Below are 13,380 nucleotides of genomic sequence, written 5' to 3'. Positions count from 1 at the left end.
TTCTTTAAGTGCCTTTTTGTATGCAAAAGGAGGCGAGTCAGGCGATGTCGAAGGAAACACTTTTAACCGTAGGGATTGATTTAGGGACGTCTACAACCCAATTAGTCTTGTCAGAATTAACTGTTGAAAATTTTGCCTCTGCGTTTACAGTACCACGTATCAGCATTTCTGATAAAAAAGTCATTTACCGAAGTGACATTATCTTTACACCCTTACTTAACCAATCAGAAATTGATGCAGAACCTATCAAAGCGTTTGTAGCGGAGCAATATCGCCAAGCAGGCATTCATAAACAAGATATTCAAATGGGTGCGGTAATTATCACAGGTGAAACTGCTCGAAAAAGCAATGCCAACAATGTGCTACGAGCACTTAGTGGCTATGCAGGTGATTTTGTCGTTGCTACGGCTGGTCCTGATTTAGAAAGTATCATTGCTGGGAAAGGCGCTGGTGCTCAAACTTATTCTGAAACGAAACGCAAACCGGTGGTTAATTTAGACATTGGTGGGGGAACGACAAATTTAGCTGTCTTTAAAGATGGCGAAGTGATTGACACGGCTTGTTTTGACATTGGCGGACGCTTAATTAAATTAGATCAACAACAAAAAATCACCTATATAGCTCCGAAGATTCAAGAAATTATAAATAAAAAAGGGCTAACCTTGCACCTTGGTGACCAAGCCACCGAACAAAACTTACTGCCAATTATTTCGGAATTAGTTGCCGTGTTAGAAAATAGCATTGGCTTGGGGACACAAAGTCCGTTCTACCAGTTATTAGTAACCAACCATCCACTACGAAAAGGTGAGGAATTACCAATTGTAACATTTTCTGGTGGTGTGGCTGATTGCTTAAATACGACAAGTACGAATCTCTTTAAATATGGGGACATCGGCTTACTTTTAGGGAAATACTTGAGAAAGTCACTGATTTTTTCGGAAAAAGAAGTTTTAGAAAGCACAGAAACAATCCGAGCGACGGTCGTCGGAGCAGGTTCACACACTGCTGAAATTAGCGGAAGCACGATCGCTTACCGTGAGCAAATTTTGCCGGTAAAAAATATCCCAATTCTAAAATTAGCGCAAGAGGATGAAACCCTTACTGTGACAGAATTAGGCCAGCGAATCCAAGAAAAACTCAATTGGCATCGTATTGAAGAAACGCCCCAGATTGCCCTAGCAATTAGAGGCATGAGCAATCCAACATTTGCTGATATTCAACGCTATGGTCAAGGGATTGTGGCAGGATTAGCTAGTTTAGTTGCTGAACAAATTCCCATTATTGTTATGGTGGATGAAGACATGGCGAAAGCTTTAGGGCATGCCTTAAGTGCCCATCTGCCAAAAGACTATCCGTTTATCTGTCTTGACTCTGTCAAAGTAGAAAACGGTGATTATGTAGATATCGGTTTACCAGTGGCAGAAGGAGCCGTCCTTCCAGTCATTGTTAAGACCTTAGTATTTAACTAAAAAGGAGCGACACAAAGATGATTTTAAAAACCAAACTATTTGGCAAAGTCTATCAATTTACATCCGTTAAAGAAGTCTTAGCCAAAGCCAATGAAGAAAAGTCTGGCGACAAGTTAGCTGGCGTAGCTGCTAATTCAGCCGAAGAACGCGTGGCAGCGAAAGTCGTTTTATCGGAATTGTCCTTAAATGACTTGTTTAACAATCCCGTTGTTGATTATGACGAAGACGAAGTAACACGCATTATTATTGACCAAGTCAATATGCGAATTTTTGAAAGTATTAAACATTGGACAGTCGCAGAATTACGCGAATTTATCTTATCTTCGGAAACAACCGATTTTGATATCAAACGAATTTCCCGTGGACTAACTTCAGAAATGATTGCTGCTGTCTGTAAATTAATGTCCAACATGGATCTAATTGTTGGCGCAAAAAAAATCAATATTGAAAAAACCGCCAACACAACAATTGGCCGTCCCGGAACTTTTTCAAATCGTTTACAGCCGAACCATCCAACCGATAATGTCGATGGCATTATGGCATCAGTTATGGAAGGTCTTTCTTATGGCGCCGGTGATGCCTTAATTGGTTTGAATCCTGTTGATGATTCTACAGAAAGTGTTAAACGGATCTTAAACAAATTTGAAGAGTTCCGTAGCGAATGGGAAATTCCAACACAAACTTGTGTGCTTGCTCACGTAACGACACAAATGGAAGCCATGCGTCAAGGCGCGCCAACTGGCTTAGTCTTTCAATCCATCGCTGGTTCAGAAAAAGGAAACACAGCATTTGGTTTAAATGCAGAAATTTTAGCTGAAGCACAAGATTTAGCGCTTCACAGTGGTCAAGCAGCTGGTCCTAATGTGATGTATTTTGAAACAGGTCAAGGCTCAGAACTTTCTTCTGAAGCGAACTTTGGCGCAGACCAAGTCACAATGGAAGCGCGTTGTTATGGCTTAGCCAAAAAATTTGATCCGTATATTGTAAATACCGTTGTTGGCTTTATTGGACCAGAATATCTTTACGATTCAAAACAAGTCATCCGCGCTGGTTTAGAAGATCATTTCATGGGCAAATTAACAGGAATTTCAATGGGTTGTGATGTCTGCTACACCAACCATATGAAAGCTGATCAAAATGATATGGAAAACTTAGCCATGTTATTAGCAACAGCTGGTTGTACGTATATCATGGGGATTCCTCATGGCGATGATGTCATGTTAAATTATCAAACAACTGGGTTCCATGAAACGGCGACGATTCGTGAAACATTAGGCTTACGTCCAATTAAAGAATTTGAAGAATGGATGGAAAAAATGGGCTTAATGGAAAACGGAAAATTAACAAGTCGCGCTGGCGATGCATCTGTATTTATTAAATAAACGAGGTGAGAATACAAATGAACGAAAAAGAATTAAAAGAAATGATTGCCGGAATTTTAACAGAAATGGTCGCTGACAATCAAGCGGTTTCGACTGCCACTGTGACTGCTGAAGAAAAACCAGTCACAACACACGTCACTGAAACGACAGAAATTGAAGAAGGCCTAATTCCTGACATTACTGAAGTCGATTTACGTAAACAATTACTATTGAAAAATGCCGTAGATCCTGAAGCACTATTAAAAATGAAAGCTTTCTCGCCAGCTCGTTTAGGCGTTGGTCGTGCAGGGACGCGTTATATGACTAGTTCAACATTACGTTTCCGAGCGGACCATGCGGCAGCACAAGATGCGGTCTTTTCAGACGTAAGCGAAGACTTGATAAAAGAAATGAATTTTATTTCTACAAAAACAATCTGTAATAGTAAAGATGAATATTTAACACGTCCAGATTATGGTCGTCAATTTGATGAAGAAAATAGTGAAATCATTCGGAAAAATACGACACCAAAAGCCAAAATCCAAATGGTCGTAGGGGATGGCCTTAGTTCAGCTGCTATCGAAGCGAATATTAAAGAAGTCCTACCAGCAATTAAACAAGGATTAAACATGTACAACTTAGATTTCGACAATGTTGTTTTTGTTAAATATTGTCGCGTGCCAGCAATGGATAAAATTGGTGAAATCACTGACGCTGATGTTGTTTGCTTGCTAGTTGGCGAACGTCCTGGTTTAGTAACAGCTGAATCTATGAGTGCCTACATTGCTTACAAACCAACTGTCGGTATGCCAGAAGCACGGCGGACAGTTATTTCAAATATTCACAAAGGTGGGACACCGGCTGTTGAAGCAGGGGCCTACATTGCCGAAATTATCAAAAAAATGTTAGACAAGAAAAAATCTGGTATTGATTTAAAAGAAGCTGAATAAAGGAGGATTTCTCATGAAAAATGATCGTCTAGGTGCAAATGTCCTAAGTATGAAAGTCATTCCCAATGTCGATCCGGCATTAGCAAAAGAATTATCATTGAAACCAGAACATCGCTCATTAGGAATTGTTACTTCCGATTGTGATGATGTCACTTACGTTGCATTAGATGAAGCAACCAAAGCCGCCGATGTTACTGTAGTTTACGGTAAAAGTATGTATGCCGGCGCAGCAAATGCTTCAACCAAATTAGCCGGTGAAGTGATTGGCATTATTGCTGGTCCGAGTCCTGCCGAAGTCAATAGTGGCTTGAGTGTCATTACGCAAGTCATTGAAGAAGAAGCCAGCTTCTATAGTGCTAACGAAGATGACAGTATTGTTTATTTTGCACATGTAGTGTCAAGAACGGGTAGCTTTTTGTCTGAACAAGCGAATATTCCTGAAGGTGAAGCGATTGCTTATCTGATTGCTCCACCGCTAGAAGCGATGGTTGGCTTAGATGCAGCAATGAAAGCTGCCGATGTTCAAATGGGTGTCTTTTATGGCCCGCCTTCTGAAACGAACTTTGGCGGCGCCTTATTGACAGGTAGTCAATCTGCATGTAAAGCTGCTTGCAGTGCGTTTGAACAAGTCATTCAAAATATCGCTGACAATCCGTTGAGTTATTAAGGATGTGACCTGAATGAAAGCATTAGGAATGGTCGAAGTCAAAGGGTTTTTAGGTGCCATTAGTGTGGCCGATGCGGCATTGAAAGCCGCCGACGTTACTTTGTTAAAAGCTGAAATTATTAATGGCGGTTTAACAACTGTGGAACTGATTGGTGACGTTGCCGCGGTCCAAGCTGCCGTTGAAGTAGGCACGGAAGTAGCTAAAGAATTAAATTGTTTAATTGCTCATCATGTGATTTCACGGGTTGATGCTCAAACGGAAGTGATTTTATCAGATCCAGAACCCAAGTCAGCACCTGAACCGATGGAACAAGTAGAAGTAATTGAAGAAGAGATTGAAACGCCAGATTTGGAAGAACACACGGGCACACGCCAAAAATTAGAAACACAACGCGTGGTTGATTTACGCAAACAAGCCTACAAAATGAACCTAAGTAGTTTAAAGAAAAGTGAGATTAAATTTGCCAATAAAGAAGCTTTAATTCAAGCAATCATGGCTGAAATAGAAAGAAGTGAAGACGAGTGGAATTAGTAGATAAAGACTTACGTTCCATCCAAGAAACAAGAAATTTAATCAGAAAAGCCAAAGAGGCACAGCAAGTATTAGCAACATTTTCGCAAAAACAAATCGATGCGATTGTCCAAGCAGTTTCAGAGGCTACGTTTAACCAACGAGAAAAGTTAGCGAAAATGGCCAATGAAGAAACAGGATTTGGTATCTATGAAGATAAAATCATCAAAAATGCTTTCGCTTCAAAAGTAGTATATGACGAAATGAAGGACAAAGCTACAGTTGGTGTGATCCATGATGATGCTGCCAAAAAAGTCACTGAAATTGCTGTCCCAGTTGGTGTGATTGCAGGATTAATTCCTTCTACCAACCCGACATCAACAGTCATTTACAAAGCATTAATTTCATTAAAAGCTGCCAACAGCATTGTTTTTTCACCACATCCCAATGCGTTGAAATCGATTATTGAAACAGTGGAAATTATCCAAAAAGCGGCTATTGCTGCAGGGGCACCAGAAGGTTGTGTCTCGGTCATCAAAACGCCAACTATGCAAGCGACCAGCGAATTAATGAAAAATAAAGAAACAAATTTAATTTTAGCTACTGGTGGAAACGCAATGGTTAAAGCCGCGTACTCTTCTGGGACACCAGCAATCGGTGTTGGGCCTGGTAATGGACCAGCCTACATCGAACGAAGCGCAAATGTTCCTCATGCAGTGAAACAAATAATGGATTCAAAAACTTTCGATAACGGTACAATTTGTGCATCGGAACAATCAATTATTGTTGAAACTGTCAACCGTGAAGCGGTCAAAGAAGAGTTAATTAAGCAGGGAGCGTATTTCTTAAGTCCAGCCGAAGCCGACAAATTAGCTAAATTTATTTTACGACCAAACGGTACAATGAACCCGCAAATCGTGGGTCGTTCCGTTCAACATATTGCTTCATTAGTTGGTTTATCTATTCCAAAAGATCGCCGCTTAATTGTTGCCGAGGAAACACATGTAGGCTTGAAATATCCATTTTCAAGAGAAAAATTGGCACCGATTATTGCTTTCTATACAGTTGAAAACTGGGAAGCAGCTTGCGCGTTATCAATTGAAATCTTGAAAGGTGAAGGTGCGGGTCATACGATGGGTATTCACACAGAAAACAAAGAAGTCATTCGTGAATTTGGCTTAAGAAAACCCGTCTCTCGTTTGCTTGTTAACACCTCTGGTACACTTGGCGGCATTGGTGCTTCAACTAACTTAGTGCCAGCATTAACACTTGGCTGTGGTGCAGTTGGTGGCAGCTCAACTTCTGATAATATTGGGGTTGAAAATCTGTTCAATTTACGTCGTGTTGCTTATGGCGTGCGTGATTTAGAAGAGATTCGTCAAGAATTTGGTCAAACATCAACCACATCTGTGGCTACTTCTTGCGAAACAACCAATCAAGAAGAACTAGTAAATGCCGTGGTGGCTCAAGTTTTAGCTCGCTTAAACTAACAAGAAACTAGCGAGCAAGAGTGCAACAAATGAATTATTGGATTTAGGGTTTGGGACCTAAGTCAAATTGATAATTGTCCCAAATTTTTAAAAATAAAACATACATCTTAGGAGGAAATTATAATGTCAAGTACAAATGCTTTAGGAATGATCGAAACTCGTGGTTTAGTAGGTGCTGTCGAAGCAGCCGATGCAATGGTGAAAGCGGCAAACGTTACTTTAATTGGAAAAGAACAAGTCGGTGGCGGTTTAGTTACAGTAATGGTTCGCGGTGACGTTGGTGCCGTGAAAGCAGCAACAGATGCTGGTGCTGCTGCAGCAGAACGTGTTGGTGAATTATTATCTGTCCATGTAATTCCACGTCCACATACAGAAGTAGACGCTATTTTACCACACGCAACAACTGAATTATAATTTCGATTTTTTGGGGCAGAGGTAGGTTCATTACTTCTGTCCTAAACTTTCATTGAGGAGGGGTGTTATGACAGTTATTACAGAAGATATGCTTCGCATCAAAAGGCTAAAAAAAGAACTAGAAGATGGTACGGATTTTGTGTTTCCTGTAGGCAGTTTTCTGACGCCAGCCGCCAAAAGCTATCTACGCGAGCATCGGATTAATAGTAGCTTCTCTTCAGCAAACCCATTGCTTTCTGAGGTTCATTCAGTGAAGGCCTCCTCACAAAAACAAAAACAAGAACATTTATCGAAAGAAACAATTTATGAGATTCGGCACTTAAGCCATCTATTGTATTTGCCTTTCTTAACAAATGAAGCGTTATCAACAGAAGGTTGGTTATATTTCGAACAACAACAACAGTGGTTAGAGAAATTTATTTTAGAACAGTCGCTAGTAACGGAACCAGTCATTTTGGAATCAAAGGTAACTATTCTGACTAACCAACAGAGACAATGGCGCTATTCCTCAAAAGAAATTCAATTACAACTAGATAAAATTATTCTCCAATTAAAAGGAGAATCACAACTGTTCGGCCTTTTTCAATCTTGGGCTACAGAATTAATTAGCACCATGGCTGAAATATCACGAAACTAGGAGATGAACAAATTGGATTCAATGAATGAAATTGTTGAAGAAGTTGTTAAACGAATTCAGCAACAACAACAAAATACTTTTGAAGTTGAAGCTTCTGGCCGACATGTTCACTTGTCTCGTCAAGAGATTGATGCTTTATTTGGACCAGGATATCAACTAACAAAAGTGAAAGATTTATCACAACCTGGACAGTTCGTTTGTAAAGAACGAATTACGGTTGCTGGACCTAAAGGACTTTTTCAAAATGTGGTTATTTTAGGCCCTGAACGTAGCGAATCACAAGTCGAAGTTTCTATGACGGATACACGTATTTTAGGAATTAATGCCCCAGTTAGAGAGAGTGGCAAGACAGAAGGGACACCAGGTGTCACGCTGATGAACGGATCAGCAGTTGTGACATTAAGTCACGGCTTAATTGTTGCCAAACGTCATATTCACATGACACCAGAAGATGCCTTAAAAAATAAAGTAAGCAATAGCCAAATTGTGCAAGTCAAAGTGGAAGGCACACGTCCGTTAATCTTTGATGATGTGGTTGTGCGAATCAGTCCGCGATTTGCAACGTACATGCACATTGACTACGATGAAGCCAACGCTTGCGGCTTAACTAAAGGAGCTCGTGGCTACATTCTTAAGTAAAAGGAGGCAGGACAATGAACGTTTCTGAAATGGAAAATTTGATTCAACAGATTACTGATCAAATTTGTCAACAATTGCTGTCGTCGTCTTATTCAGTGGCTTTAGCAGAAGCAAAAGAAGCATTTCCTGAAGAAATGTTTATTCGTTTTCCTGATGTAAATTGGGTAACCAAGGAGCAGAAGCTAGCACGAGGTTTGATTGTAAAGAGGCTAACGCTTTCCCAAGTAAATGCGATTGCGCATTTACAGGAAACGGATGAATTAGTCAAAAACATCTTAGCATTCTTATTTGAAGGTAAGCCGGTATTGGTTTTAACCCCAATACCTTCAGTGACTAAAAATTCACGATTGAAGTATCGTTTGAAACAAACGATTCAGGAAAACGTGGACATGTGCCAACAGTTTGGGCTGATTTTTTATCATGATTCAGAAAATTACGCTGTGTTTCAGGCGGCCTGTCAAAAACAACTTCGTTCTGTGGCGGAGACCAAACGAACCTACATTACTGAAAAACAATTGATAAGAATGACAGAATCAGGTGTTTCTTTAAGTAAAAACGCCTATTTAACCCCGTTAGCGACAGATTATGCTCGGAAGCATCAATTGCTGACGTAAGGAGGGAAAACGATGCTTTTAGGAAAAGTGACTGGTAGCCTTTGGTCAACAAGAAAAGATGAAAAATTAAATGGCTGGAAATTTATGATGGTTGATATTTTGAATCAAGAGGACGAAAAGCAAGGATTTTTAATTGCTGCTGACAACGCTGGAGCTGGTGTCGGGGACAAAGTGTTAATTAGTCAAGGCAATGCTGCCCGTATTTCGGCAGAAGATCCGAATGTCCCAATTGATGCAATGATTGTTGGTGTCATTGATTCTACAGAGGAAGAATAGGGAGGACGAGACATGAGCATTAATGAAATTATTATGTATATTATGGTTCTTTTCATGATTATTGGAGGAATCGATAAATGTATTGGCAACAAACTAGGTTTAGGGGAGCAATTTGAGGAAGGGATTATGGCTATGGGTTCTCTAGCGCTTTCTATGGTAGGGATTATCACTTTAGCGCCTGTCTTAGCCAATCTTTTAAGTCCGATTGTCGTTCCTGTCTATGAATTACTAGGGGCTGATCCAGCAATGTTTGCCACAACCTTATTGGCTAATGATATGGGCGGCTTTGCGTTAGCGCAACAATTAGCCAATGATCCACAAGCTGGTTTATTTGCGGGGGCAATCTTAGGCGCAATGATGGGACCAACATTAGTCTTTACAATTCCAGTAGCGCTTGGCATTATCCAAAAAGACGACCAACAATTCTTAGCAACAGGTGTTTTGAGCGGGATTATTACAATTCCTTTTGGTTTATTAGCAGGTGGTTTAACAGCTGGCATGCCATTGTCATTGATTGTTCCTAACTTAATTCCAATTATTATTGTTGCCGCTTTAATTATTTTAGGTTTATGGTTAGCGCCAAAAGGCATGATTAAAGGCTTCCAAATTTTTGGTCAAGGCGTAGTGATTGTCGCTATCTTTGGTTTAGTTGTGGGGGCGATTCAACTATTATTAGGGATTACAGTGATTCCTGGCATTGCACCAGTTACTGAAGGAATTGAAGTCGTTGGCGGGATTGCTTTAACTTTAGCCGGCGCTTTCTGTTTAGTAGCAGTGATTACGAAAGTCTTTAATAAACCATTGATGAAACTAGGCAAAGTTTTAGGAATGAATGAAGTATCGGCTGCCGGAATGGTTGCTACATTAGCTAACAATATTCCCATGTTCCAAATGTTAAAAGACATGGATAATCGCGGAAAAATTATTAATATCGCTTTTGCTGTTTCGGCTTCTTTCGTTTTAGGTGACCACCTTGGTTTTACTGCAGGCGTAGCAAAAGAAATGATTTTTCCAATGATTGTTGGCAAATTAGTTGGAGGGATTACCGCCATTTTTGTAGCTATCTTTATGGCAAATCGAATGCTAGGAAAACCCGAAACAGAAGTGAAATAACGAGGTGTAAATATGACAGAATTAAATCGTGAAATGATTGAAACGCTTGTTCGACAAATTGTCACAGAAAAATTAATGCCGACTAAACAAGTGGATCCAAGTGGAATTATGTCCATCAAATTACCCGAAATCGACGTAACAGAAGACGATCGCTTAGATACAGGCAACCCAGCGGACATTGTTTACACAAAAGATCTGTTTTCTTTAGAAGAAAGCCCGCGTCTTGGTTGCGGTTTAATGGTGATGAATGATACCACCTTCGACTGGACACTAGAATACGATGAAATTGATTATATTATTTCAGGACAACTGGATATACTGATTGACGGACGTAAAATTTCTGCAACAGCCGGCGAAATTATTTTAATCCCGAAAAGTAGCAAAATTCAATTTTCAGTGACGGGTGATGCCCGCTTTGTCTACGTGACTTATCCAGCAGATTGGCAAAGCCAATAATTATTTTGTCGGTATTCAGAGAATAATTTTGCCAAAACCCTTTACGCAGCGTTATAATAAATAAGAACGAAAAAAGGGGTTGAGTGAATGACATTTGAGAATCCAAGTCAAAATCAAATTTTTGATATTCTAAAACAAGCAAAAAATATTGCGGTAGTTGGTTTGAGTAACAAGCCCGACCGCACGAGTTACAAAATTGCGGAAATTTTACAGCAACATGGCTATCGTGTATTGCCTGTCAATCCAGTTTTAAAAGGTGAAACGGTGCTTGGCGAAACGGTTTATGGGGCATTAACAGAGATCCCTGAAAAGATTGATATTGTTGACGTCTTTCGGCGGAGTGAATTTTTGCCAGAAGTGGCCGCAGAAACATTGAAAACAGAAGCGCCTGTCTTTTGGGCCCAACTAGGTTTGGAAAATGAAGACGCAGCGAACTTGTTATTAAATGAAGGTCGTCAAGTTATTATGGACCGTTGTATTAAAATTGAATTGGCAAAAATGGCAGATGCTGAGTAAACACGTGTAATTTTATAAAGAAAGAGCGTCCTGAACGGAAAGCTCTTTTTTTTTTGACCCAGATAGAGTATTATTGTAATGATGGTTTTAGAAGGAGCGAACGGTAAACGCAAGAAACCCGCTCACTCTTCTTCTAATTCTTTAAGAAATAGTTAATGTACGATTATTAACTAAACGAGAATCTAAGTATAAGGAGTTTTTTCTTTGGCTAAAAAAATTAACAATGAGTACAATGATGCCTCTATCCAAGTCCTAGAAGGATTGGAAGCAGTGAGGAAAAGACCTGGTATGTATATCGGTTCAACCGATAGCCGTGGACTCCATCACTTAGTCTATGAAATAGTCGATAACGCAGTCGATGAAGCGTTATCTGGCTACGGGAATGAAATCAACGTGACTATCCAAAAAGATAATAGTATTTGTGTTGCAGACTCTGGCCGCGGAATGCCAACAGGGATGCATGCTTCTGGTATCCCAACAGTAGAAGTCATTTTTACTGTCTTACATGCGGGTGGTAAGTTTGGCCAAGGTGGCTATAAAACTTCAGGCGGACTCCATGGGGTGGGTGCCAGTGTTGTTAATGCCTTATCTAAGTGGCTAGAAGTTCATATTGTTCGTGATGGCGTAGAATACATGGAACGATTTGAGGACGGCGGTAAACCAGTTGGTACCTTAAAAAAAATCGGCAAAACAAAAAAACGCAACGGCACCTCTGTTACATTTTTACCTGACGATCGTATTTTTTCAACAACGAATTTTTCTTACGAAATCTTAGCTGAACGTTTACGAGAATCGGCCTTTCTGTTAAAAGGGGTCAAAATCACGTTACGCGATGAACGCGGCGAAGAACCAAAAGAAGAAATTTTCCATTATGAAGAAGGAATTAAAGAATTTGTTGCCTATCTAAATGAAGAAAAAGATACCTTAACACCCGTTGTTTATTTTTCAGGAGCCAAAGAAGGTATTGAAGTTGAATTAGCCTACCAATACAACGATGGCTATTCTGAAAATGTTTTATCGTTCGTGAACAATGTCCGCACAAAAGATGGCGGTACCCACGAAGTCGGTATGAAAACGTCAATGACAAAGGCGTACAATGAATATGCGCGGAAAGTGGGACTATTAAAAGAAAAAGATAAAAATTTAGAAGGTAGCGACTTCCGTGAAGGCTTAGCAGCCGTCCTTTCTATTCGAGTACCAGAAAACTTACTACAGTTTGAGGGCCAAACCAAAGGAAAATTAGGTACGCCTTTAGCAAGAACCGTTGTCGACAACGTCGTAGGCGAACAAATGGGCTTCTATTTACAAGAAAACAGTGAAATGAGTCAGTCATTAATTCGGAAAGCGATTAAAGCCCGTGAAGCCCGTGAAGCAGCTCGTAAAGCCCGTGAAGAAAGCCGTAACGGTAAAAAACGGAAAAAAGGTGAATCATTACTTTCTGGAAAATTAACACCGGCTCAATCCAGAAATCCTAAGAAAAATGAATTATATCTTGTCGAAGGAGACTCGGCTGGAGGCTCAGCAAAACAAGGACGCGACCGGAAGTTCCAAGCCATTTTACCGCTACGAGGAAAAGTCATTAATACGGAAAAAGCGAAAATGCAAGACATCTTGAAAAATGAAGAAATCAATACTATGATCTATACGATCGGCGCAGGCGTTGGTCCTGAATTTTCAATTGAAGATTGTAATTATGATAAAATCATCATCATGACCGATGCGGATACCGATGGTGCCCATATTCAAGTGTTGCTATTAACGTTCTTTTATCGTTATATGAAACCATTAATCGAAGCCGGCAAAGTCTACATTGCCTTACCACCTCTTTATAAAGTCTCTAAAGGAACTGGGAAAAAATCAGTCATTGAGTATGCTTGGACCGATGGTGAATTGGCAGAAGTGATTGATAAAGTTGGTAAAGGCTATATGCTCCAACGCTATAAAGGTCTGGGTGAAATGAATGCAGAACAACTTTGGGAAACAACGATGGATCCTGAGACCAGAACGTTAATTCGTGTTCGGATTGATGATGCAGCGCAAGCAGAACGCCGTGTGACCACACTAATGGGCGACAAAGTTGAACCTCGTCGAAAATGGATTGAGCAACATGTTCAATTTACGTTGGAAGAAGATGGTAGTATTTTAGATCGTTCAGAAGAAGACAATTCTGCACCAACAGGAGAAAGTCTTTTAGATGCGGAAAAAACAAAAGAAGCAGAACAAACCGGTGACACTGAAATCAGTTTGTTTGACATAGAGTAGGGAGT

Annotated in this window: 15 protein-coding genes; all 15 read left to right on the top strand. The window is 40.1% G+C overall.

The window, feature by feature from the left end:
- Positions 1–20: 20 nt before the first annotated feature.
- Positions 21–1,469, top strand: a complete 1,449-nt coding sequence (gene eutA / locus IGL49_RS06430; protein ID WP_104854864.1) for an ethanolamine ammonia-lyase reactivating factor EutA — start codon at positions 21–23, stop codon at positions 1,467–1,469.
- Between the two features lie 17 nt (positions 1,470–1,486).
- On the top strand, positions 1,487–2,851 hold the full coding sequence (locus IGL49_RS06425) for an ethanolamine ammonia-lyase subunit EutB (protein ID WP_002357506.1): 1,365 nt from the start codon (positions 1,487–1,489) through the stop codon (positions 2,849–2,851).
- Positions 2,852–2,868: 17 nt separating this feature from the next.
- A complete protein-coding gene (gene eutC / locus IGL49_RS06420; protein ID WP_104854863.1) occupies positions 2,869–3,780 on the top strand; it encodes an ethanolamine ammonia-lyase subunit EutC in 912 nt (303 codons plus the stop codon).
- Between the two features lie 13 nt (positions 3,781–3,793).
- Positions 3,794–4,447 (top strand): ethanolamine utilization microcompartment protein EutL, encoded by a 654-nt coding sequence (gene eutL / locus IGL49_RS06415; protein ID WP_002357509.1) that lies wholly within the window; start codon positions 3,794–3,796, stop codon positions 4,445–4,447.
- A gap of 13 nt (positions 4,448–4,460) precedes the next feature.
- A complete protein-coding gene (locus IGL49_RS06410; protein WP_002357510.1) occupies positions 4,461–4,979 on the top strand; it encodes a BMC domain-containing protein in 519 nt (172 codons plus the stop codon).
- Positions 4,970–6,448, top strand: a complete 1,479-nt coding sequence (locus IGL49_RS06405) for an acetaldehyde dehydrogenase (acetylating) (protein WP_002357511.1) — start codon at positions 4,970–4,972, stop codon at positions 6,446–6,448. Before IGL49_RS06410 ends, IGL49_RS06405 begins: the two co-directional genes overlap by 10 nt.
- Positions 6,449–6,571: 123 nt before the next feature.
- On the top strand, positions 6,572–6,862 hold the full coding sequence (locus tag IGL49_RS06400) for a BMC domain-containing protein (RefSeq protein WP_002357513.1): 291 nt from the start codon (positions 6,572–6,574) through the stop codon (positions 6,860–6,862).
- A gap of 67 nt (positions 6,863–6,929) precedes the next feature.
- Positions 6,930–7,499 carry a hypothetical protein gene (locus IGL49_RS06395; RefSeq protein WP_164982861.1) on the top strand — a complete coding sequence of 190 codons (570 nt, stop codon included), beginning with the start codon at positions 6,930–6,932 and terminating at the stop codon, positions 7,497–7,499.
- Between the two features lie 3 nt (positions 7,500–7,502).
- On the top strand, positions 7,503–8,138 hold the full coding sequence (gene eutD / locus IGL49_RS06390) for an ethanolamine utilization phosphate acetyltransferase EutD (RefSeq protein WP_002357516.1): 636 nt from the start codon (positions 7,503–7,505) through the stop codon (positions 8,136–8,138).
- 14 nt (positions 8,139–8,152) lie between these two features.
- A complete protein-coding gene (locus IGL49_RS06385; RefSeq protein ID WP_104854862.1) occupies positions 8,153–8,752 on the top strand; it encodes a TIGR02536 family ethanolamine utilization protein in 600 nt (199 codons plus the stop codon).
- A 12-nt stretch (positions 8,753–8,764) separates the two neighbouring features.
- On the top strand, positions 8,765–9,028 hold the full coding sequence (locus tag IGL49_RS06380) for a EutN/CcmL family microcompartment protein (protein ID WP_002357519.1): 264 nt from the start codon (positions 8,765–8,767) through the stop codon (positions 9,026–9,028).
- Positions 9,029–9,040: 12 nt separating this feature from the next.
- Positions 9,041–10,141 carry an ethanolamine utilization protein EutH gene (gene eutH, locus IGL49_RS06375; RefSeq protein WP_104854861.1) on the top strand — a complete coding sequence of 367 codons (1,101 nt, stop codon included), beginning with the start codon at positions 9,041–9,043 and terminating at the stop codon, positions 10,139–10,141.
- A 12-nt stretch (positions 10,142–10,153) separates the two neighbouring features.
- Positions 10,154–10,597, top strand: a complete 444-nt coding sequence (locus IGL49_RS06370; protein ID WP_104854860.1) for an ethanolamine utilization protein EutQ — start codon at positions 10,154–10,156, stop codon at positions 10,595–10,597.
- A gap of 87 nt (positions 10,598–10,684) precedes the next feature.
- Positions 10,685–11,113 (top strand): CoA-binding protein, encoded by a 429-nt coding sequence (locus IGL49_RS06365; protein ID WP_104854859.1) that lies wholly within the window; start codon positions 10,685–10,687, stop codon positions 11,111–11,113.
- Positions 11,114–11,317: 204 nt separating this feature from the next.
- Positions 11,318–13,375, top strand: coding sequence for a DNA topoisomerase IV subunit B (parE, locus tag IGL49_RS06360; RefSeq protein WP_104854858.1), 2,058 nt, complete (start codon positions 11,318–11,320; stop codon positions 13,373–13,375).
- The last annotated feature ends 5 nt before the right edge of the window (positions 13,376–13,380 follow it).

The sequence above is a fragment of the Enterococcus sp. DIV1337a genome (assembly GCF_051712285.1).
Taxonomy (GTDB): domain Bacteria; phylum Bacillota; class Bacilli; order Lactobacillales; family Enterococcaceae; genus Enterococcus; species Enterococcus faecalis.
The sequence above is the reverse complement of the archived record's forward strand: the minus strand, read 5'-3'. Positions and strand labels throughout refer to the sequence as shown.

Bases quoted from the DNA above. Each gene is read 5' to 3' on its own strand.
- eutA (WP_104854864.1), top strand. From the start codon at position 21: ATGCAAAAGGAGGCGAGTCAGGCGATGTCGAAGGAAACACTTTTAACC.
- IGL49_RS06425 (WP_002357506.1), top strand. From the start codon at position 1,487: ATGATTTTAAAAACCAAACTATTTGGCAAAGTCTATCAATTTACATCC.
- eutC (WP_104854863.1), top strand. From the start codon at position 2,869: ATGAACGAAAAAGAATTAAAAGAAATGATTGCCGGAATTTTAACAGAA.
- eutL (WP_002357509.1), top strand. From the start codon at position 3,794: ATGAAAAATGATCGTCTAGGTGCAAATGTCCTAAGTATGAAAGTCATT.
- IGL49_RS06410 (WP_002357510.1), top strand. From the start codon at position 4,461: ATGAAAGCATTAGGAATGGTCGAAGTCAAAGGGTTTTTAGGTGCCATT.
- IGL49_RS06400 (WP_002357513.1), top strand. From the start codon at position 6,572: ATGTCAAGTACAAATGCTTTAGGAATGATCGAAACTCGTGGTTTAGTA.
- IGL49_RS06395 (WP_164982861.1), top strand. From the start codon at position 6,930: ATGACAGTTATTACAGAAGATATGCTTCGCATCAAAAGGCTAAAAAAA.
- eutD (WP_002357516.1), top strand. From the start codon at position 7,503: ATGAACAAATTGGATTCAATGAATGAAATTGTTGAAGAAGTTGTTAAA.
- IGL49_RS06385 (WP_104854862.1), top strand. From the start codon at position 8,153: ATGAACGTTTCTGAAATGGAAAATTTGATTCAACAGATTACTGATCAA.
- IGL49_RS06380 (WP_002357519.1), top strand. From the start codon at position 8,765: ATGCTTTTAGGAAAAGTGACTGGTAGCCTTTGGTCAACAAGAAAAGAT.
- eutH (WP_104854861.1), top strand. From the start codon at position 9,041: ATGAGCATTAATGAAATTATTATGTATATTATGGTTCTTTTCATGATT.
- IGL49_RS06370 (WP_104854860.1), top strand. From the start codon at position 10,154: ATGACAGAATTAAATCGTGAAATGATTGAAACGCTTGTTCGACAAATT.
- IGL49_RS06365 (WP_104854859.1), top strand. From the start codon at position 10,685: ATGACATTTGAGAATCCAAGTCAAAATCAAATTTTTGATATTCTAAAA.